This is a genomic window from Desulfogranum marinum (genome assembly GCF_963675105.2).
GTDB classification, from domain to species: domain Bacteria; phylum Desulfobacterota; class Desulfobulbia; order Desulfobulbales; family Desulfobulbaceae; genus Desulfogranum; species Desulfogranum marinum.
The window spans coordinates 324,913-345,869 of the sequence record NZ_CAXXRO010000003.1; the positions used below are offsets into that span (position 1 = coordinate 324,913).

At 45.9% G+C, this 20,957-nt stretch carries 17 protein-coding genes; 5 read left to right on the forward strand and 12 right to left on the reverse strand.

What is annotated here, in order from left to right; genetic code table 11:
- Positions 1 to 2: 2 nt before the first annotated feature.
- The 10 genes from ACHZCY_RS08245 to trfA are packed head-to-tail and all read right to left on the reverse strand — an operon-like array spanning position 3 to position 6,024.
- On the reverse strand, positions 3 to 422 hold the full coding sequence (locus ACHZCY_RS08245; protein WP_319548528.1) for a TraV family lipoprotein: 420 nt from the start codon (positions 420 to 422) through the stop codon (positions 3 to 5).
- Entirely contained in the window at positions 409 to 1,563 is a 1,155-nt protein-coding gene (locus tag ACHZCY_RS08250; RefSeq protein ID WP_319548529.1) for a TraB/VirB10 family protein, read from the reverse strand. The genes ACHZCY_RS08245 and ACHZCY_RS08250 overlap by 14 nt, the downstream gene beginning before the upstream one ends.
- Complete coding sequence (locus ACHZCY_RS08255) at positions 1,560 to 2,294, reverse strand: TraK domain-containing protein (protein WP_319548530.1); 735 nt, start codon at positions 2,292 to 2,294, stop codon at positions 1,560 to 1,562. The genes ACHZCY_RS08250 and ACHZCY_RS08255 overlap by 4 nt, the downstream gene beginning before the upstream one ends.
- Positions 2,291 to 2,875, reverse strand: coding sequence for a TraE/TraK family type IV conjugative transfer system protein (locus ACHZCY_RS08260; RefSeq protein ID WP_319548531.1), 585 nt, complete (start codon positions 2,873 to 2,875; stop codon positions 2,291 to 2,293). The genes ACHZCY_RS08255 and ACHZCY_RS08260 overlap by 4 nt, the downstream gene beginning before the upstream one ends.
- Complete coding sequence (locus ACHZCY_RS08265; protein ID WP_319548532.1) at positions 2,872 to 3,153, reverse strand: type IV conjugative transfer system protein TraL; 282 nt, start codon at positions 3,151 to 3,153, stop codon at positions 2,872 to 2,874. The genes ACHZCY_RS08260 and ACHZCY_RS08265 overlap by 4 nt, the downstream gene beginning before the upstream one ends.
- 38 nt (positions 3,154 to 3,191) lie before the next feature.
- A complete protein-coding gene (locus ACHZCY_RS08270; RefSeq protein WP_319548533.1) occupies positions 3,192 to 3,503 on the reverse strand; it encodes a hypothetical protein in 312 nt (103 codons plus the stop codon).
- Positions 3,500 to 4,135: an OmpA family protein gene (locus ACHZCY_RS08275; RefSeq protein ID WP_319548534.1), complete on the reverse strand. Its 636-nt coding sequence runs from the start codon at positions 4,133 to 4,135 to the stop codon at positions 3,500 to 3,502. Before ACHZCY_RS08275 ends, ACHZCY_RS08270 begins: the two co-directional genes overlap by 4 nt.
- A gap of 46 nt (positions 4,136 to 4,181) precedes the next feature.
- Positions 4,182 to 4,604 (reverse strand): hypothetical protein, encoded by a 423-nt coding sequence (locus ACHZCY_RS08280; protein ID WP_319548535.1) that lies wholly within the window; start codon positions 4,602 to 4,604, stop codon positions 4,182 to 4,184.
- Positions 4,561 to 5,139 (reverse strand): sigma-70 RNA polymerase sigma factor region 4 domain-containing protein, encoded by a 579-nt coding sequence (locus ACHZCY_RS08285; RefSeq protein WP_319548536.1) that lies wholly within the window; start codon positions 5,137 to 5,139, stop codon positions 4,561 to 4,563. The genes ACHZCY_RS08280 and ACHZCY_RS08285 overlap by 44 nt, the downstream gene beginning before the upstream one ends.
- A 33-nt stretch (positions 5,140 to 5,172) precedes the next feature.
- A complete protein-coding gene (trfA, locus tag ACHZCY_RS08290) occupies positions 5,173 to 6,024 on the reverse strand; it encodes a plasmid replication initiator TrfA (protein WP_319548537.1) in 852 nt (283 codons plus the stop codon).
- Positions 6,025 to 6,436: 412 nt separating this feature from the next.
- Between trfA and ACHZCY_RS08295 the strand changes: the two genes are divergently transcribed.
- From ACHZCY_RS08295 to ACHZCY_RS08305, 3 genes are all read left to right on the forward strand, one after another.
- Positions 6,437 to 6,982: a hypothetical protein gene (locus tag ACHZCY_RS08295; protein ID WP_319548538.1), complete on the forward strand. Its 546-nt coding sequence runs from the start codon at positions 6,437 to 6,439 to the stop codon at positions 6,980 to 6,982.
- 1,708 nt (positions 6,983 to 8,690) lie between these two features.
- Positions 8,691 to 9,659, forward strand: a complete 969-nt coding sequence (locus ACHZCY_RS08300; protein ID WP_319548539.1) for an AAA family ATPase — start codon at positions 8,691 to 8,693, stop codon at positions 9,657 to 9,659.
- A gap of 5 nt (positions 9,660 to 9,664) precedes the next feature.
- On the forward strand, positions 9,665 to 12,169 hold the full coding sequence (locus tag ACHZCY_RS08305; RefSeq protein WP_319548540.1) for a S8 family peptidase: 2,505 nt from the start codon (positions 9,665 to 9,667) through the stop codon (positions 12,167 to 12,169).
- A 1,132-nt stretch (positions 12,170 to 13,301) separates the two neighbouring features.
- On the opposite strand, the gene cysS is transcribed toward ACHZCY_RS08305, so the two are convergent.
- Together cysS and ACHZCY_RS08315 are read right to left on the reverse strand one after the other, a co-directional pair.
- Positions 13,302 to 15,620: a cysteine--tRNA ligase gene (cysS, locus tag ACHZCY_RS08310; RefSeq protein ID WP_319548541.1), complete on the reverse strand. Its 2,319-nt coding sequence runs from the start codon at positions 15,618 to 15,620 to the stop codon at positions 13,302 to 13,304.
- 220 nt (positions 15,621 to 15,840) lie between these two features.
- Entirely contained in the window at positions 15,841 to 16,293 is a 453-nt protein-coding gene (locus ACHZCY_RS08315; RefSeq protein ID WP_319548542.1) for a DciA family protein, read from the reverse strand.
- Between the two features lie 530 nt (positions 16,294 to 16,823).
- On the opposite strand from ACHZCY_RS08315, the gene ACHZCY_RS08320 reads away from it, so the two are divergent.
- On the forward strand, positions 16,824 to 18,914 hold the full coding sequence (locus tag ACHZCY_RS08320) for a sigma 54-interacting transcriptional regulator (protein ID WP_319548543.1): 2,091 nt from the start codon (positions 16,824 to 16,826) through the stop codon (positions 18,912 to 18,914).
- 611 nt (positions 18,915 to 19,525) lie between these two features.
- Entirely contained in the window at positions 19,526 to 20,956 is a 1,431-nt protein-coding gene (locus tag ACHZCY_RS08325) for a hypothetical protein (RefSeq protein ID WP_319548544.1), read from the forward strand.
- Position 20,957 lies beyond the last annotated feature (1 nt).

The window sequence follows — 20,957 nt, forward strand, 5'->3', positions numbered from 1 at the left end:
GATTATTCCGAAGTTTCACTGATGTCGCTGAGGATCCAGTCGGATTCTTCAACTTTGAGATACACGTATCGGGTCATAAACAGTTCATCCCCCTCACCCTCATAGGGAAGGAGCAATACGCGGAGAATTTTTGGAGGCTGCAGGATCGGTTTTTGAGGCTCATCCAATAGGCCAGCCACCATCTGATAACGCTGGTCGGATCTATCTCCCCCAGGCGTCAGCACCTCTGACTGCAAAGGGTCTTCGATAACCGGATACCTAGCCTCCTTGTATGCGCTGGGGGTATCGATACACTTGCCGGTTTCATCACTGGCTCGACACTTGAAGTCCTCCTCGTATGGATTGACGGCCTTCTCAAGTGGTGCACAGGCTGAGAGACTGAGCAAGGTCAGCATGGCTATCAGTTGTTTAAATCGTTCCACTGTCGATCTCCCTTATCTGCAGGTCTTTCCCTTCTGAAATGACCACGGTAATTTCTTTTGTGGCTCCCACCTCGATAACCGGCGTGGTCTGCCGGGCCAGATCAAGGTAGAAGTCGCGCAGGGTGTCTGCTCCTTCGGAGAGCCCCCCACCAAGGGCATACGGGACGACATCGCCGGAATCCACGGTCTGTGTTGAACCAAGTGCTGAAGTAGAGGTGGTGGTTGAAGCCGCCTTGAGCCAGTCACCTGCTCCACCAAAAATTCCGGCCACTGTCGCCCTGGCGGTTGCCGCTCCCATACGTGAGACGACTCGTCCAGAAAGCCCTACCTTGGAATCTGAGTCGGTTACGAAACCTTTTACCGGCTCGTCAATTACGGCCTGACCGTTTTTAGAGAGGCAGGAAAGAGAAACCAGCCGAACATCGGCACGTTCCTTATCCAGCCTGCCCACGGCTTCAGCTACCACAAAGCAACCTTCCACATCTCCTTTGATGTCATTGGGCAGAACCGCTGGGGTTTGGATTCGAAGCAACATAGGTTCAGGGCTGCTCTTGCTTGTCCCACTTGTAGAAGCGTCGAAACCAGTCAGAAGGCTCGCTTCCATGAAAGAAGGTGGTAGATAGACGCTGCGTCCTTTTTTTTTATGATCCTCCAGGACCTCTTCTGCATGACCGTTGGACACCACCGCGATTTCACCAATAACTACCGGTTCAGGGTTAATTGGTGCAGGAGGAGGAGCGGTCGGAAGTCTTCTGCCTTGACCGTTTTCTGTGATGGGCAGCGGCCATTCAGTTACTGTCGCTGATGGGGAAGTTGCAGACCGGCTGATTTCATCAGCGGTTGGGATGGTTACCTTTTCAGGCTCCTTGCCTTTACGTTTAGCTAACTCCTGTTCTTTTTTGAGTGCAGAAAGATCGTTCCTGAGTTTTTCCAGTTCCCGTCGTGTCTCCCGGAGTGTCGTCTTTTGGATCAGGTCCGGTTCAAGTGCTACAGATTTAACGCCCTGGTCACCAGCAAGGTTAAGGGTGCGTTTGGAGCGGAGATTGTAACCAACCATGATGAGAGCAAAGAGAATGATCCCTATAACAGCCCAAATAATCTGCTTTTTCTGTCGTGGTTCAAGTTTGTCAAAACCGCTCATCTACCACCCTCCTTTTTCTCCACCACAAAGACTCTGGTGGATTCCCCTGGGCGAAGGGTGTGGTCCTCAATGGCCACTGCAAGTAGGGATGGGCTTATATTTGATCGAAGAAAATCGGTCTCTTTTACACGGATTTCTTCAGTGGCCATTGAGCTAATGGTATAGCGCTTCAGGCGAAGACCTATACCTTCTACGTCAACATATTGCTTGAGCAGTACTTCAAGGTCTGGCCTGATGATCACCCGTTGTTCTGCTTCAGTTATTTTGTAGCTGGAGGGATATTGTTCACCGTAAGCCTGCCGGATGATATGCAGAGCCTGCTTTTCAAGCGGCATATTCTTGAACATGGCCACATTTTGTTTAAACGAATCCCCAGCAGGCGGGATCAAATGCACTGTCGTTGACGGCATATTAGTCGGCTGGGTGATGATGGTATAAACATTGCCGTCACAAACCAGGAAGAGTTCATTATCCTTTGTGGCATACTTCTCATCCGAGCCGATCTTGGTAATCTTGAATTTGATGAAGGCGTCGCTTTTAGAGAAATGGCCGGTGATATCCTTCTCTTTGGAATAGATCATGTCCTGCATGGTGCCTGGACAGACAAACCGATTAACATCGTGGTTGGAGATTTTGACCGTGGTTCGAACATCCGGAGCTACCGACTGCGCTGCTTGCACATTCGTACCGCAAAGGGAGAGCAGTATTACTGCTGTACATAACTTCTTCATTTGTTTTCCTTTCCCTGATCCGCCTCAACGTTCTTGACTTTTTCCTGGATGGATAAGACATAAAATCTGCCCTGATCGATTCGGTACTGCACTAGATAAATCCTGGTTGTGTTTTCAAGCGGGGTATTGCCGGTGTATTGCACCAGTTGTCCAAACAGCTCTATCTCCGAGTTGTCGAAGTTGATTTTCTCAAGGTAGAATGTTGAGCTGACCAATCCTTCTTCTGCCCGACTGGCCAGTGAGTACCAACGCTCCGAAGCCTGGGGAAATGACTCGGGGGCGAAGTAGTAAAGCAATTCTTCAAAGTTTTCCCTCACTGTAGCCGGGGACCAGGTCGCGGCAAGGTTGGCAATGGTCCTGCTGATATCGCGGATATATTTCTCGTTTGGTTTGCCTTGGATAAACTCGATTTGCCCGGTCAATTTGGGTGGGATCAGAATGGTGCGTTGGTAGTTCACCGCCCTGTGAACCTGGAGCGAGTTGTAGCAAAACGCTATGGTAAGGCAGACAAAGCAAAACTTGAGCAGTTTATTCTCGTCAAAAAGGGCGCTGGATTTCTGCAGGTAATCGGAGATTCTCATTCATGGAACTCCTTTTCAAAATATTCCGGGTAATTTTTCATCTCCAGAAGTCCCAGCGTATAGAGGATGTGTTTCAGAAATCCCCTGGCATGTTTTCGTTTAGTGCGGGTATAAAACCACTGGATGGCGATGAATATGATCCACATGAAGCCGCCGTAAATGAGGGCAAAGGTCAAGGTGAAAACAAAAATGATCAGCTCGTCGAGTTCAAACCACAACACCTGGATGGGTTTGCCCAGGTACTGGGGGAAGCTTTTGTTTAGCTCATTGTTGCTCATCTTGGACCTTGGTTGCCTGGTTTACTCTCTTTTTAGCCTCAACTGATAACGGCCCCAACAGATTGGACAACGGCATCTGCCTTAAGCAGAAATGCACCGCCGAGAACAACGCCTGCTGCAGGTAACAGCATTTGACGGATCGCCATGATTGCGGCGAAAACCATGCAAGCAACACCACTGACAAAACCGATAGGGCCGAGCAGGATCTGGTTGACGCCGATGTCGTATAAATCGTAGGCAAATGAACCCGTTGCCGGGGTGGTCATGGCCAGGGCGTTACCTGCAAAGAGAAGTGAGGCAATTGCCAGTACCGTGATGAGGGATTGTTTCCGATAGAATGTAGGGCTCATGGGGTTTCCTCCTGGGTAGAGTATTGGGATTGCCCGGTTCGGGCAGAACTTGTTTCAGATGGTGTAACTTCAACTCGACGGTTCAAAGGCGCATAGTGTTTACTGAGCAGATCCGTGGCCCCCTTGCCCTCGATTTTGGCAACTGTGTAGCCTTCTTTTTCAAGCAATCCTGCAACAGCTTTTGCACGTTCTTCAGATAGCCAGGCGTTGAACTCGGCTGGTCCCATTGCGCAGGTGAATCCAGTAACTGCTAGAGGTGCATTTTGAGGTACCTCAAACTCCTGTAATTGAGAAAACAATTGGGTCTGTTCTTCTGGGGCAATCTCTGCGCTGTCGATTTTGAAATGGACTGAGATTGGATTACTAAAAAGCGCACCAGGGGTAGGAGTAGGCTGAGTATATTTTTGGGAAACAACCATCTTCACCGAGTCCTTTTTTGTGGCTGTGGAAATAACAAAAGTCTCAGCTGAAACAACCTGGGCAAATGGCAGTTTGTAAAGATACGTTCCTTGTCGAATCTCCAGATCTGCCCCCAAAGATATGATGGGAAATGACTGGCTGATGGAGAGAATTGCCACCAGTTCAGCAAGTAATTTAATGGCAGATATCCCATTCTCATTTTTAGTAATCAAAGAAACTACGTTTCTTTTTATTTGTTTGCCGGTTTTTAGCAATTTCTCAGGCCTCAGCTTTGCCACTTTTTAGTAATTGATTTCTTTCGTTGTAGACTCTTCGACGTACTCGGTAGAGGCGTGCTTTATGTGCGCGGTTAAGAATGAAACCAAAGGTGATCTCCACTTCATCAAAGAGCTTTTTCAAGGGTAATCGTTCCCCTTTCTCAAGGTTACTTAAGCGGCTGTATGCATAGCGTTCCCACTTGGTTTTCAGATCTGCTGAATCAATAAGTTGCTGTCTTCTTTTTTTGGAAAATTGACACAGCTGTGCCCTCAGGATTTCCCTTCTGCCCCATATCTTTTCAATCAGTTGCAACCCCATGAGATCAGTTCCTGAAAGTGGGTTGTTTAATATTTTGTTCTTTACCATCCAGCGCAGTATTTTATGTGAGAGCCGGGATTGTCCGGCATACGTTTCGATGTCCATTTTCAATCCTGGTTACAGCATCATTGATAAGCCGCCTGACTCCTCTTGTGGAGATACCGAAATGCTCTCCAACCAGATCGGTATTCACAGGTGACGGTTGACTGAGTATCCATTTTGCGACCTGCCTTTGGCGGTTGGTCAAAGAGGCAAGAGCGGCATCAATGACATCTTGGTCCAGTTCCTGAGGCAGCGTTTCATCTTCATTGGGGACATTGATTATTTCAGGGTCCAAATCATCAACGACCTTGATTCCCATGGTCATTTGAATGCAGCGTGAACGAAATACGACTCTGAAATACCGGGCCATACAGGAGAGATCTTTTTCACTTTGAAACAGACTGGAGATTGTCTGGTAGGCAACAAGCAGGGCTTCGCTTTCCAGGTCCTGGGAACTGCAACCCATGTAAGGGATGTATTGTGCGGCAATACACTTTATCAGCATCGGATTGGATTTGATCCATAGAGATGCGAGTGACCAGGTATCAGTGCATTTTGCCGAGATTTGAACTCGTATTTCAAATTGTTCTGTTTGCATGTGTCGAGATCGCAATGGCATATTTTTCTAAAATCATGAGCGAAGTTTGGATGTTCGTTTGATTACATGGACTTTGTCTTTTTTGTCTATTTCCCATGATTCAAGCAGGTTGATGTTTGCTAACTCGTGGAGCGCGCGACGGAGTTTGCCGCGAAAATCAGAGAGTCTGCCGTAACTGGATCCGCAGAGAAGCTTAAGGGTGCTTACCTTTATGGGATATGGGGCTCTATGGCTGGCGTAGAATCCATGCAGCCATTTGGCAAGATCAGTTTTCAGTAGCCGTCGTTGCTGCCATTGCATCTGTGTCCAGCCTGCGTCAAAGAGTCTTGCCATCTTGGGGTTGATCTTGAGCAGATAGCAGCCCTCGTCTGAGCAGTAGTAAAACTCATCCACCAACGATCCTGCATAGGTGTAGGACCTTTCGTTAAATTGATCTTTTATCTCAAAAGTTATTTCCACGGCAGATCCTGTAAGACGTCTGAATGAATCTTTGAGCCATTCTCGTCCTGATTTGCCACTTGCGCGGCCAATGGCTCTGAGAAATCCTTTGCCGGTGAATCGTGTATGGTCTTTAGTCGACTTTTCAAGAGAGACGAGATGCAGGGCATAGAGGAGGACATCGAAATCACCCTGATCAAGCCGCCATCCGGTATAGCGAATGCTGATTCCTTTGATCGAAGCAAGCAGCTCACCTTTGACAGCCCTTCTACGACCTCTCTGGACAACACCAAACAGGGCGGAGCGCAGGCAGATATTCGGGATACCCCGCACCTGTACAGGCCAGTCAGGCAAAGGTGGGTATCTGGTCGCCTCTTCAATTTTCTTTCTGACTTCAGGGGAAAAAAGTTCGAGTGCATCAATTCTCTTGTCATCTTCAAGCCCCATGTTAGAAAAATAAAATTACCGTTAGACAGGCGTTCTCGGCTGATCCTTCTTCAATTAAGTTCATCCTCTGCAGCAGTCACTCTGGCTCCGAGTAGATAAAATCATGGACTTTCTGCCTTAATTCGTCCGGCTCCGGCCACATCCAAACAGTTCTCTCAATACCGGTGACAGCCTCCAGTTTTGGAGCAAGCTCACGAGGGCAAGGTTTTCTGCCCCGGACGATATGACTAAGAAAATCAGGTCTGATTCCAACCTGATCAGCTATAGCTTTTTGAGTTGTATGCCTTTTCTTTGTCATCATAGACAACATAACTGCCGAATGAAGACCAATATGTCAATATTAAAATTGTCTTTTCCGTCAATAATTGTCTTTTTTATTTGATTTATTGAACATATGGTCTATTGTTGACCTATGGATCAATCAGCTTCCAATCAATTTCGCACTGCACTTATTCATCTGTTGAAACAGGAAGGGCGTGGTGCGCAGGCTCGACTGGCAGAGAATCAGGGGATCGACCGAGGTTATCTCAGCGCGATAGTCAGAGGCAAAAAGCCGGGATCGGAACAGATACGAAACAAAATTGCCTCACACTTCGGCATGGTCTACGAGGAGATACTTATTCTTGGACGACGTATCATGGATGGGGAAGAGTCACCGGTGCTTGGCGGCGAGCCGGATAAGCAACAGGAAAAAGCTATAACGCACCTTGCAGATAATTCTTCTGATATATCCACCGCAATCATTGAGATACTTGGGTCAGATACCAGCAATGCGAAATTACTGACGGACCTTATAGAGGCACTGCACGGAAAGGTGACCGTTGAGAGGAAATGCTCAGAATTGACGACAGAAAACGAGCAATTAAAAGAAAAAATAGAGGAATTTGAAGCACGAATAGCAAGATTGGAGGAGGCTGGAAACTGTGATGAGCCAAGGCCTCTTAAAAAGACCGCTTAACAAAAGTCCGAAATTCCAGGAGTCAGTCTGGGAAAAAGAGCAAGCGAGTAAAAAAATTACCTCGTCTAAAACGAAAAATAGTGAAAGACGGCAAAATATACAGACTCGTTATTTGCCTGGAAGATGATTGAAGGCAAGTTGAAAGGTTGCCGATGTAATTGAGGGGTTAGTCATCGTCACCTGGTGTCAACACTGACGAAAAATGCTTCTATAAAAGATTAAATATAGATTAAAGATGATTAGGCGTTGATGGTCATTTGGCTCAATCTCCTGCTGGCAAAGGGATTGAGCCGATTTTTCATTTCATAAACGCGACCGCTATGCCCCCTTTGTGCGACCGCTATGCCCCCCTCTTTACGACTGCTATGCCCCCTGATGCGACCGCAATGCCCCCGCCTTACGACCGCTATGCCCCCCTGATGCGACCGCAGTGCCCCCTTTTCTTTTTTAAATGCGACTGCTATGCCCCCTTATTTGCAGGAAGCTGCACCCCGCCAAACCCAAAGAAGCAAATTGGGGAACCTCTTCAACTGATCACTTTTGTGGGTATGAGGTGACGCTTAATTTATGGGAAGGAGGCGGGAGGCGTATTAAAAAGGGATCCCGATAAAGCTGAGCCACACCGATGTGTCAGGGACAATCTCTATATTCACAGAGCGCCAGTCATTAGAAGATTACCGGCCAATTTTCAATACTTTTTGCAGCAAGAGAATCATATACAATCCTAATCTGGCTGACAGCTCAAAAAAAGCCACTTAGTGGTACAGACCGTACTTGAAGGCTTGTTATACACAATCAGGAAAAAGTTTAACTTTTGAAATTTATCCGCAAATAAACCCTGCCAATGGGCATCTCCCATGTACAGAACGCTAAGTGAGCCGTCCAGAATAATCTGAAATTATCTCTTATTCCAGCTCGAAAAGCACCCCTTCCCGACTTCCCGAGTGGGGCAACAGTAGGCGTAGGCTTATGCCGTTCAGCGCAAAATATTGGCAACTCGCCTTCTCCCCTGGCTCTGCAAAAAGAAACCACTATCAATTCATGTATATTCAAATTCCCGGAATTCTGAAAAATATTTGAATTAATGCGGCGACAGAGGTATCGTGTAACCTCTTGAATTTGTATGACAAGTAATGACTTGCGCCACAACGTAGCAGGTCAGTTGATGATTTATAAAGGGAGAACATGTGGCGTTGCAACAGCTACAAGCCACCTAAAGAGCGTCACATCTTCTATAGACAATAGGTCAACATATAGTGGAAAGATGTTGACTTTGGTCGGGGAGGATTTTCTACGTATTCTGTGCTGAAACCTTCACAGGAAACACCTTTCGTTTGAGCAGGTGCCCAAATTGGTTACCTTCTAGTTGGCAATGTTAAACCCAAAGCTCAGCTGCCGAAATTACCTGATCAGGAACACGGTCAACGCTATAGTCTCATAGGTGACTTAAAGTTGCCAGTTGATATTTGTGACCTGGTATTTGAGTCCTGTCCAGAGCCGAGATAATCAAGAGTTTCCTTTTAAGGTAACATGATGCATGTTGCCTGCGGTCTTCCATCAAATTTTCCTAAGCGAGGAGTTGGGCAAGATGGTCTTGTCGAAGCATCATTTTTTGAGACAAGGCCATATATTGATTTATATTATATAAAATTAGATTACTCTAATGACCAGCATAAAGCCAATTTTTGAAAAGCGTAGAAGGTAAGTCATGGCAACAGCAGAACACATAAAATCATTGATTCGCTCTAAGTTTAGTGACGATACTGATCGTTTTCACACCATCGCTCTTCAAGTGGCAGCTCATGAAGCTAGACAGGGTCACAAAGCCTTAGCGCAAGATATCCGTGACATAATTGATATGGAGCGGAAGAAAAAAGGCCCCAAGCTGTTTCCCTTCCCTAAAAATATTCAAGGCTTAGTTCTTTCGGAAAATCCGACAGTGCCACTCGAGGCCATGGTTACCCCTCGCAATATCAAAGAACGTATAGAACGAGTAATCCATGAATACCGTCAACAGAATAAGTTAAAAACACATGGCCTGAAGCATCGTCGGAAAATATTGCTTATTGGCCCCCCAGGAACAGGAAAGACCATGAGTGCTATGGTACTTGCTAAAGAACTCCACCTTCCCCTTCACACTATTCAAGTAGACCGGCTTGTAACAAAGTTCATGGGAGAGACAAGTGCCAAACTTCGACAGATTTTTGACATGATTCAGCAAGAACATGGAGTATATCTTTTTGATGAGTTTGATGCCATTGGAGGAGATCGTTCAATGGAAAACGAAGTTGGCGAAATGCGTCGTGTGCTCAATTCATTTTTACAATTTATAGAGCAGGACAGTTCTGACAGTTTGATCATTGCCGCAACGAATAATCCGCGATTGCTCGACAGAGCCCTCTTTCGCCGTTTTGATGATGTACTCTACTATGACAATCCTCAAGAGGCAGAAAGAAAATCCTTGATTGCTAATGTACTTGGAACATTTATGTCCACAAATTTTGCCTGGAAAAAAGTTCTTCAAACAAGTGATGGATTAAGTCACGCTGAAATCGATCATGCTTGCAGAGATGCCATAAAAGACGCCATTCTTACTGACCGCAGAAAAATATCAGCGATCCAGCTTTTGACGCCCCTCAAAGAGAGGCGGTTGACTCATGAAGGTATCCAAGGATAATCAGGATGCCCATTCATTACCCCCATATCAATATCACGAATTACGAGCAGGAACCCTTTACCCCAACCGGTGGAGGCAATGGCAGACAACGACCTCCTAGAACGCGTTATGATCACAGTGTATTTTTGAAAGAACAATTACAGCATGCCTGGTCAGAAGCGGAAAACGATGTGATTGTTTATCATTCACAGCGCAACGGTATCTATCTCGAATTCAAGGGAGAGCAAGGCTATGAGTTAGTCACTAAAAGCCTTGAAAACCTGCGAGGCCGAAAACAGGAAAATTGGACCCGCCTACTGAATGTTCGCAGGGAAAGAGTTTCAGCAGAGGGAAGCCAAGAAACGTCCGATGTCGTATATGCCACCGTTTATGTACCAAACTCCAAGAAGGAACTACTTTTTAAACAAATTGAGCGTTACGCTACTGAGGATAACGCCAGATCCGGCCGCCCGAAAAACGCTGATTTACTTGAAAGTATATCAGCTATCCGCAAGGCTCTTGAAATCGAGTCTTTCTGGCAGGACTCCATAAATTTGATCCCAACTGATGAGCCACAGTGGTGCGAAGTCTGGTTAAGCTCAGATCGATCTGAAGTGGTTAAACGCTTCGAAGCACTACTGGAACAACACCAGATAATTTTCAAACAAGGCAATATCCGTTTTCCTGAGAGAACCGTTAAAATGGTTCATGCCAACAGAAGAGAGCTGGAAACAATTACACGATTTTCGGATGATATTGCCGAATACCGTCGTGCAAAAGAGACGGCAGCTTTTTGGTTAGACCAAGAGAACAGAGTTCAAGCCGAGTGGGTGGAAGATATTCTTGACCGGCTTGAAATACACCGAGATTCCAAGGTTGCTGTTTGCATTTTGGATACGGGGGTGAACAATGGCCATCCTCTGCTGGCTCCTTGCCTCAAAGACGAAGACTGCCAGGCAGTCGATCCGGAGTGGGGGTGGCATGACCACGACAAACATGGCACTCTTATGGCAGGTGTATCAGCCTTTGGCAACCTGCAAGAAATTTTAAGCCATAATGAAGCAATCCCTCTGAAACATCGCCTCGAATCAGTCAAAATATTACCTCCTGATGGTGCCACAGATCCTGAATTATGGGGATATGTCACCTCACAAGCGGTTTCAAAGGCGATAATCCAGGTAGCAGAAAGAAAGCGCATTTGTTGTATGGCGGTAACCGCTGACGACACCAGGGATAAAGGAAGACCTTCCTCCTGGTCCGCCGAGCTTGACCAAATATGCTCCGGTACTGCTAATGATGAAAAACAACTTTTTATCATTAGCACCGGGAACTGCAATGAAACTAGAACTTTAGCTGAGTGCTGTGACTATCCTAAAACTCAAATAGATGAGTCTATCCACGACCCGGCACAATCATGGAATGCGTTAACTGTAGGGGCCTTCACAAATCTCGACCATATCAGTGACTCTACACTGCAGGGATATGATCCCATAGCCCCAGCGGGTGGGCTTTCTCCCTTTTCTACCACATCTTCAAATTGGGATGATAAGTGGCCAATTAAGCCTGAAATCGTCATGGAAGGAGGAAATATCGCTAAAGATGGTTCAGGTTTTGTCACTGAATGCGATGATCTTTCCGTACTATCAACTTTTCGTGACCCTCAAGAAGCCCATTTTCATCCCTTCAATATGACCAGTGCCGCCACTGCACAAGCGGCTTGGGTTGCGGCTCAGATTCAATCTGAGTATCCAGATTATTGGCCAGAGACAATCCGCGCCCTCATAATTCATTCTGCGGAATGGCCTGATACAATCAAAAAACAATTTCTTTCTGACGATAGCAAAACCGCTTATAAACGATTACTCCGGATTTGTGGCTATGGGGTACCAAACTTGGAGAAGGCCCTGTATTCTGCAAGCAACAGCTTAACCATGATATCTCAGGCAGAGATACAGCCCTACGACCAAAAAGAAAATGGTGGTTATTGCACCAAAGACATGCATTTCTATGAACTGCCTTGGCCACAGGATGTCCTCCATAGTCTACCAGATGATACTGAGGTTCAAATGCGCGTTACCCTCTCTTATTTTATAGAACCTGGTCCTGGCGAAATAGGTTGGCAGGACCGATATCGATATGCGTCACATGGGCTGCGCTTTGAATTGAATTCTCCTGGAGAAGAAAAGAAACAATTGATACGCCGTATTAATGCAGCGGCTCCAGGTGAGGAAAATGGGCACCCAGGCACAGACTCTGCCGCCGATTACTGGACCCTTGGTCAAGCCCGTAATAAAGGGTCAATTCATTCAGATATTTGGAAGGGCTATGCCTCTGACCTTGCGTTGTCGAATTTGATAGCTATCCGACCAACCATTGGTTGGTGGCGTGAGCGATCCCATCTCGGCAAGTGGAACAGTAGAACTCGTTATTCTCTGATTGTATCCATCACCACCTCATCAGAGGAGGTCGACATCTACACCCCCGTTGCGGCCCAGATCGGAATATCGATCCCGTTAGAGATTAACGGATAATATCTGAGCCACTAGGTTTCCAATGTCAACAACTTGAGAGTCCTACTGTTAGTCTGCGGGGAGACACCTTGCCGCAGTGGCAGAGGTTAACATCGGCAATGTTAACCATTTAAGCAAACCTGCAACTTTACACTATTCCTGTGAAGGTAGACCTGGCTTTTTGCTAAAATCGATCAGAAATGGAGCAACTGGAAGGTGTAGCTTACCAAAAAAACTTCTCAAAAATGTAACAGCACTCTAACCTAAGGCGCCTATGATGCCATTCTATGAGCATATGGGTAAAACCCTAACAAACAAATTTCAATTCGCAAATTTCAGAAACGATCCCCACTCTTCTCTGTTTTTTAAATCGTTAGGATCCGTGATCACTACTCCATAAGATGAAAAAAAAAGCCACCCTCATTTCTGAAGGTGGCTTTTTTCTTTATATGGTACGCCAACCAGGATTCGAACCTGGGACCTACGGCTTAGCTTACCACTTCGGATTTCCCCGCCTTGCCTGATTGCAAGTTCGTGGTCTGGACTATCCCTTCATCATATTCAGCGAATTGCTGAACTTAGATGCCAACCGTCTAGTCTCTACACCTTCCCATCATTTCTGGGGGGCTTGGCTCGGGATTGCCATTCTACTTTTGAGCAGTGAAGGTTTCCCCGAATTTGGCTGGTTCTACTCTTGAGGTTTCCCCCAAGGCACTCCAATTGAAGGCCGTTGCTCTATCCAGCTGAGCTATTGGCGCATATTTAACTCTTTTTTTGTTTTATACCTTATAGTTCCCTACTTGTCCCGCTAAAAAGTTACCTAATGGTTACTTGTCTTTTTTCAACCTCTCCAACCCCTTAGCATCACTGCTAAACTACTGATATCACTCGGGATTAGAAGGCCGTTGCTCTATCCAGCTGAGCTACTGGCGCACGTATTTTCGCGAGCAATGTACAGGGGAAGCCCAAAGAAAGCAAGCACAAACGTAACTATCCAGCAGCGCGCCACCTGCGCACGATCAAGCAGGAAAATAGAGCACTACTGTACGTATCCAGCCTGTTTGTACGCATCTGAAGACTACTAAGCAGTTACGCAGAAACGACCATTACGTCCTCACTCTTTTCCAACGTTTGCTTTGCCCAGATGGTGTTCCTATTCGCAATCCGTTTTTTCCCAAACCGTTCCGGTTGCACTATCCTGGACAGTAACTCCTTTCTCTAAAAGTTGCTCTCGTACAGAATCGGCAGCGGTCCAGTCCTTTAATTGCCGTGCCCGTTCTCGTAGCCGTATGAGACGGTCAATTTCCGGAGTTATCGGGCACTGCTCAAGCTCCAGCACCCCCAGAACGTTATTGATTGAGCGCAGAATTTCCAAAATATCGTTTTTCTGTTCTTTATCAATATGGCTGGTATGGAGAATTGGGTTTACCTTTTTGATAAAATCAAAAAGGCCACCGATAGCACCAGAGACATTCAAATCATCATCCATGGATTCTGAAAAGCGTTGCTCAAGTGCTGTAATATAGGTGGCAACCTGGGGATGTGGCAAACCTGCCGGCAGACACAGTAACTTACGAATAAAGGCATCTATTCGTTTTAAGGCTGATGCGGCACTCTCCAGACGCTTAAATGAAAACTGCATCGGCTTGCGGTAATGCACACTCAACAGGAGAAAACGCAGTTCCCTGCCACTGTACCCTTTGTCCATTACATCTTGAAAAGTGACCACATTACCGGCGTCTTCAGACATTTTTTTCCCATCGCGAAGCAGCAACCCGGAATGCACCCAGTAATTCGCCAGGGGCTTACCGGTAAGTGATTCGGCAATGGCAATCTCATTTTCATGATGGGGAAACACAAGATCCTGACTTGCGGTGTGAATATCCATGGTCTCGCCCAGATAACGAGTGGACATGGCAGTGCACTCTATATGCCATCCAGGACGGACATTCCCCCAGTCTGTCTCAAAAAAGATCCCCTTTTTCAACTCTGCCAGGGTTGAACGTTTCAACAGAGTAAAATCACGGGGATTATCTTTTTCGTAGTTGTCCAGATCTACAGTTGTGCCGACCTTTATTTTCGTGAGATCCGCCCCGGATAATTTCCCGTAATTTTTAAATTTTGAAATATCAAAATAAATAGAACCATGCTTTTCATAGGCATAGCCTTTATGGATCAATTCATGGGCTATCTCTATCATATCGCCGACATGGTCTGATGCCAGTGGATATCCGGATGCTTTTTCCACGCCCAGGGCATCTGCAGCCTGAAGAAACTGATCTATATATTGTGAGGTATAGGATTTTAAATCCATCCCTGCCTTCTCGGCACCGGCAATGGTGTTATCATCCAGGTCGGTAAAATTCATATATGAATCCACCGTATAATCCCGGTACCTGAGATAACGAGCCATCATGTCTGAAACCACAAAACGCCGCAAATGAGCAACATTAGGTTGCTCGTAAGCAGTGGGGCCACACGCATACATGGTCACGCGCTCTTTATTAACAGGTTCAAACACCTCTTTTGTACGCGACATGGTATTAAAAAACTTGAGCTGGGATGCCTTTTCAGGAGTTTTTTTCTGCTGCACAAAAAGTGGCGTACTCAGATACCGCTCTCCGCCATCGGGTAAAATAACAACAATATACCCCTTGCCAATTTTCTTAGCCCATTCAATGGCGGCAAAAGCTGCAGCGCCACTGCTCATACCTGCAAAAATCCCCTCTTCAGCAGCCAAACGGCGCACAGTGGAAAAGGCGTCTTCATCTTCCACATTGACGATGGCATGCGGCAATTTTTTATCAAAAATACCGGGCTTATATGATTCCTTCATATTTTTCAGCCCTTGTATCTTGTGTCCCAGGTAGGGCTCAACCGCAACCACATTGACTTCCGGATGATGGTCTCTAAAGTATTTTGACAAGCCCATTGCAGTGCCGGAGGTGCCCAATGTAACGATGATGTCGGTAACCTGTCCGTTGGTCTGTTCCCATATTTCGGGACCGGTCGAGTTGTAATGCGCCTGCCAGTTGGCGGGATTATTAAACTGATCCGCCAGGTAGTAGATATCTGGATGTTCTCTGGCCAGGGCATACGCCTTTTCAATGGCACCGTCGGTTTTCCTCTTGGCCGGCGTAAGTATAATTTCCGCACCGTAGGCCTGCATAATCATTCTCCGCTCAATGGAGGCCGATTCAGGCATTATCAATTGACAACGATACTTCTTGGCAGCACAGACCATAGACATACCGATCCCGGTATTGCCACTGGTTGCTTCCAAAAGAATTTTATCTTTGGTCAGCTCGCCACTTTTTTCAGCAGCCTCTACCATTGACAGGGCAACTCGATCTTTTATTGAACCGCCTGGGTTACACGATTCCAGTTTGCCGAAAATTTTTACCCCTTCAACAGGGGAAAACCCTGTCAATTCAGCCAAGGGGGTATTACCGATCAATTCTGTTATTTTCATTTTACTCTAACCTTAGGAGTTGTCCTGAAATACCTTGCACATATCGCATCACATCTTCAAATCGTCTTTGGCTATTCTTCAAGCACAAAGTCCTCAACGTAGCACAACCCACCCATGCGGCTTTGTTCAATGAGATTATCCGAATCTAAACTTAAATATGAGCGCTATATGGTTCAACTTATTTACGGACAGTTCCTTAATAAACAACGTAAAGGCAACTCTACTTGCTAGTCCCTTTCCCGGCACTTCCGGCAGATGCTCGCCATAACTGATAGAGGGATTGTCGACACTGCTCATTGGATACGTTTGATACCATGTCCACAAACCGCTTTTCTTTTTGTTTGTCAATGGGCTTCTTGGGAGGTGGGGCAGACGGTGCTTCCTCTTCCTGGATCGCAGGGTGCACCGCAAACCGTAAATCGTTGACCACAGCGGTGGGCACGGCCTTCTGAATGGCATCCAGCAAATCCATCTTCACATACTGCATCTGCTGCATCCATGCCGAATTATCCACATAGATCCACAACACATCACCACGAAAAAAGGCAGGATAAGTTACTTTACCTAGCGGATAACCAAGAATATTTTCCCAGTTTCGCACAAAATAAAACAACGCCCATTGGTTGTGCCAATTCTTGGTGCTATAAATTTTTTTCAGGTCCTTTGTTCGCAACGATTCGGTTCCCTTGAGTTAGAACTGTGTACTGAACCACATAAACCTTTCCGGCAGCACCTTATTTCCCACACAATGGTGAATATAACCGCTTCTTCACTGTAATTACAATGCCTACCATTATAAATGCTCTAAACAATCAAAGGCTCCAGGCCAACGGACCATTTCACAACGCCCTGCAATGGTTGCATCTGCACTCACTCACGGAGAGCCTGCGTTGACCAGGTATTAATTACAGCACTCAAGTAACTTTTCAGGCTTGATGGACTTGTAAAAAGTCCATCACACAGTGAAGATGGCTAAGTACAAAAGTTCGACATACAAGGCGCAGGTTTTGCCCGAGCCTTTGACTATACATATGGTATGTCAAATCCTCGGGCAAAACCTGCAACACCCTAGATCGGACTTTTTACGACGCCATCAGGCTTGACTTTGAAAAATATCAGGTGCCGCCAAGTTTTCGATTCGGTATCATGATTCCGGTTGCCTGAAGTAGAGGTATTTACGGCGTGTTTACATGAAAGGAAAGTATGAAAGTTAAAAATTACATGCGTAGCGAGATGCACATCCTGGAAGCAGGTGAAAATATTCGCCGTGCTGCTGCAATTCTGACCAGTCATCCGCATCACAGCATTCTCTTGCTCAACCGGGAAGGATTGCCCGAAAGAGTCCTGACCCAAGAGGATATTCTACGCGCCTTGGCTGACGGTTGCATGCCCGACGAACCGGCAAATCGCTTGATTGGCAGGCAAGTCGGAAAGGCATGTCTTAACGATGAACTGGAAACCGTAGCCCTTATGCCGTTTGATTGCTGGGTTGTCTATGATGCAGAGCATCTAGCAGGTTTGCTGCAGAGATCGGACTTTAGCACTACTCTTTCGAATTTCCCTGTCAATTTCATCTCCCAAATGGAACCAATCATAGACTGTATCGATAAGCCTATTCTTGTTATCGACAACAACAGCAATATCCTCTTATGCAACAAGGCTGCTTGTCAGGTAATACATCGTTCCAAACCTGATATTATTGCTCTTCCCGTTACAACGCTCCTTACTCCGTCCCATCCAAAAAAACATTTAAATGACGGCAATTTTGAACTCACCCAAAAATTCACATTTGACGATAAAACGTATGTTACGAACTGGGCACCTATAATAATTAATAAAAAGATAATCGCTTCGTTTGCGATTCTACGCGATATTACAAAATATGAATTCATGTCAAGTGAGCTTGAGCGAGTTCGGCTTATGTCCAAAGAGCTTAATGCCATCATTGAATCCTCATTTGACGGGATATATGTGACTGACGGAGAAAGTAAGACGCTTAGAATCAACAAAGCATATGAACGTATTACCGGCATAAAAAGCAATGAAGTTGTAGGCCATACAATGCAGAACCTGGTGGCCAAAGGTCTCTACAACGACTCTGCAACATTACGAGTACTGGAAGAAAAACGGCCAATAACTATTGTCCAAAACATTATGAAAACGGACAAGACTATTGTTGTCACCGGCAATCCAATATTTGATGACGACGGCAATATTTTCCGGGTTGTCACCAATGTGCGGGATGTTACCGAGCTGAATCAGCTTCAAGAAAAAATCAAGAAGATGGAACAACTGCAGTCTCGATATGAAATGGAGCTACAGCAATTGCGCAAGGCTGCCGGCGATCACAAAAAATTTGTTATCAAATCTCAAAAGATGCTGGAGATCTACGACTTGGCCCTTAAGCTCGCCAAAGTAGATTCAACCATCCTCATCCAAGGTGATTCAGGTGTCGGCAAAGAAGTTTTTTCAGAGATTGTCCATAACCATGGTGCCAGGCGCAAAAAACCATTTATTAAAATCAGTTGTGCAGCCATTCCTGAAAACCTTCTTGAATCGGAGTTATTTGGATATGCTCCAGGGGCTTTTACCGATGCAAGCAGGGACGGCAGGGCTGGGATTTTCGAAATGGCAGATGGCGGCACGATTTTTCTAGACGAAATCGGCGAAATGCCCATGGGACTGCAGGTAAAATTATTGCGTGTTTTACAGCAGAGAGAAATCGTCCGTATAGGGGGAGCAAAACCCATCCAGGTAGATACTCGCATAATGGCTGCCACCAATCGTGACCTCGAAGAGATGATCAAACAGCAACAATTTCGCAAAGATCTTTTTTTCCGACTCAATGTTGTACCTGTATTGATTCCTCCTTTGCGTGAAAGAAAGGAGGCCATCAGCCACTTTATTTACTTCTTTATTGAAAAATACAACCGTAAATATGGTTTTAGCAAACAGATTACCTCCGAAGTCATCGATGCGATGATTGAATATGACTGGCCGGGGAATGTACGGGAACTCGAAAATATGATTGAACGACTGGTTGTAATGGCCCAGGGAGAAGTTATTACAGCACGTAACCTGCCTGAAAAAATGAAAGCCGCACCACTACTGCCCAGCGTATCCTTACTTGACGGCAAGCCCCTTAAAGTGGCCATGGCAGAATTTGAGCATCGAATTCTGAGCACAGCCATCCAGAAACACGGAACCTCCCGAAAAGTAGCAGCAGCCCTCGGGATTAATCAATCAACAGTTGTTCGTAAGGCCAATCGCCTTGGTATTCAAATCAACAGGTGATAAACAGGTCGTTGCATCAAATTACACGATACTGTTCGATGCCCTAAAGCATCAACCCGATGCACCAATGCATCAACACGGAAATACTAGAACTTATTCATCAAAAACAAAGAGTTAAACAGAGAGCCATACACATACCAACAAAAAAACGATGCCGTTTCGCATCAAACAAGAAAACAATTTTGTCTTTGTGACCACCTCTCTCTTGTTTTTTCTTTATCCCGTAGAACGTATTTTGTCTTTATGCCTCAGTGATGCACCTTTCTGAAATGAATACATTTTCTTTCACCGCCTTCCTTAGCCGTGACTGTGCCCCAGGTCTGCTTTAACCCCTGAAAATTAACACTTTAGAACCGAAAGCCCCTTTCGCTTCTTATTATCTCAACCTCTAAAAAAAGAGTAACCAGCCAATACTCTTCGCCCCCATGCCATTCCTAAACAATCAAGCTTTTCGTTGAAAACAGCTCGTGAAAAAGCATGGTTGCGCTTTTCGGATCAATTCTTGCTGACAAGGAGGACAAGTACAAAAGTTCGATCGACCGAATAATCTGCGCAGAGATGAAAGAAAAATTGAATTTTAATGACTCAACACAATGAGAGGAGGAACGTACATGAGGCAAAAAAGAGAGTACGGAAAAAGACAACCAGGGGTTCGCATGGGGTTGTTAACCCTGCGCCTGCCGTTCATACATTACCGGTTTGAATGGGCGGATTACCTACAGGGCTTGTTGATGTGCACGGTTTGCCTTGCCATTATCCCCGTCTTGACAGGTAAACTGGGGATGTCTTTTGAAGTGGCACTGGCCATTGTGATTTTCAACGGAACCCTTTATCTGGCCCATATAACTTTCGGTGACCCGGTAATACCGGGATGGGTAACACCAGCCATCCCCTTACTGATTACCTATGTGGAGACCTTTGCACCAGGGGTCGAGCGAATGCAATCCCTGATTGCTTTTGAATTGTCGTTCGGCCTTTTTTGCATCTTTCTCGGTGTCACAGGAATGGCAAAAAAGTTCGTCTCGTTCATTCCCAATGCGGTTCAGTCAGCTATTTTGCTGGGGGCTGGTTTTTCTGCGGTCATGCTTGTATTTAAACCGGGTGAAGGCTTGAAAAGTTTTGATTCTAACCCCTGGACTATTACGATCTGTATCGGGATTGCTTTTTACCTGCTATTTTCCGAGCATTTCAAAAAGCTCAGGCGTCAGAACAAGATAATGTACTACTTGGGTAATCTCGGCATGATGCCTGCTTTGGCTCTTGCCATATTTGTCGGTCCTCTGCTCGGAGAACTTGCCTGGCCCACCTACGATAGCGGGATATTTACCCACCCGGACTTCGCTACACTCTTTAAAGATTTTACCGTGTTCGGGGCAATCCCCTTTCCACCGCTCAAGATGTTTATTACCGGTATTCCAATGGTGATAAGTACTTATGTAGTCGTTTTTGGTGACGTTATCCAATCCCAGGCATTGCTCGACGATGCCCAGAAATATCGTCCTGACGAAGATATCAATTACAACCCAAATCGGTCTCATGTGATTTTTGGGGCTCGAAACACCATCATGAGTTTTATCGGACCGGATATATCCATGTGCGGTCCTCTCTGGGCTGCCATGCAGGTTGTCGTCTGCGAGCGTTACAAGCACGGGCCCAAGGCCATGGAATCAATCATTGGTGGTGCCGGTTCTTTTCGTTTTGGAACCTGGACAGGGTACTTTCTCGCGCCAATTGTTTCCACAGTAAAACCGATTCTTGGCGTCGGCCTGGCATCTACCATGTTAATTCAAGGGTATGTAAGCGTACGGGTAGGCGTGTTAAAATCCAGAGGATTTAATGACCTCGGTATTGCCGGTGTTGCCGGAGCAATCCTTGCGACCCGCGGTGCAGCCTGGGGGCTTGGATCGGCTATCATTTTGACTGTATTGATCTATATGAGCAGTTTCCGCAAAGCCTATGAAAAGGAAGAGCCTGTCTTCCCTTGTGACTCACCGGAAACCATTGCCAACGAGATCGCTGAAATAATGAAAGAAGAACAATAAA

What these genes read in the sequence shown, in the direction of transcription:
- ACHZCY_RS08320 (WP_319548543.1), top strand. Translation starts at nt 16,824, where the DNA reads ATGAAAGTTAAAAATTACATGCGTAGCGAGATGCACATCCTGGAAGCA.
- ACHZCY_RS08280 (WP_319548535.1), bottom strand. Translation starts at nt 4,604, where the DNA reads ATGGACATCGAAACGTATGCCGGACAATCCCGGCTCTCACATAAAATA.
- ACHZCY_RS08270 (WP_319548533.1), bottom strand. Translation starts at nt 3,503, where the DNA reads ATGAGCCCTACATTCTATCGGAAACAATCCCTCATCACGGTACTGGCA.
- ACHZCY_RS08325 (WP_319548544.1), top strand. Translation starts at nt 19,526, where the DNA reads ATGAGGCAAAAAAGAGAGTACGGAAAAAGACAACCAGGGGTTCGCATG.
- cysS (WP_319548541.1), bottom strand. Translation starts at nt 15,620, where the DNA reads ATGAAAATAACAGAATTGATCGGTAATACCCCCTTGGCTGAATTGACA.
- ACHZCY_RS08260 (WP_319548531.1), bottom strand. Translation starts at nt 2,875, where the DNA reads ATGAGAATCTCCGATTACCTGCAGAAATCCAGCGCCCTTTTTGACGAG.
- ACHZCY_RS08300 (WP_319548539.1), top strand. Translation starts at nt 8,691, where the DNA reads ATGGCAACAGCAGAACACATAAAATCATTGATTCGCTCTAAGTTTAGT.
- ACHZCY_RS08285 (WP_319548536.1), bottom strand. Translation starts at nt 5,139, where the DNA reads ATGCAAACAGAACAATTTGAAATACGAGTTCAAATCTCGGCAAAATGC.
- ACHZCY_RS08255 (WP_319548530.1), bottom strand. Translation starts at nt 2,294, where the DNA reads ATGAAGAAGTTATGTACAGCAGTAATACTGCTCTCCCTTTGCGGTACG.
- trfA (WP_319548537.1), bottom strand. Translation starts at nt 6,024, where the DNA reads ATGGGGCTTGAAGATGACAAGAGAATTGATGCACTCGAACTTTTTTCC.
- ACHZCY_RS08265 (WP_319548532.1), bottom strand. Translation starts at nt 3,153, where the DNA reads ATGAGCAACAATGAGCTAAACAAAAGCTTCCCCCAGTACCTGGGCAAA.
- ACHZCY_RS08305 (WP_319548540.1), top strand. Translation starts at nt 9,665, where the DNA reads ATGCCCATTCATTACCCCCATATCAATATCACGAATTACGAGCAGGAA.
- ACHZCY_RS08295 (WP_319548538.1), top strand. Translation starts at nt 6,437, where the DNA reads ATGGATCAATCAGCTTCCAATCAATTTCGCACTGCACTTATTCATCTG.
- ACHZCY_RS08250 (WP_319548529.1), bottom strand. Translation starts at nt 1,563, where the DNA reads ATGAGCGGTTTTGACAAACTTGAACCACGACAGAAAAAGCAGATTATT.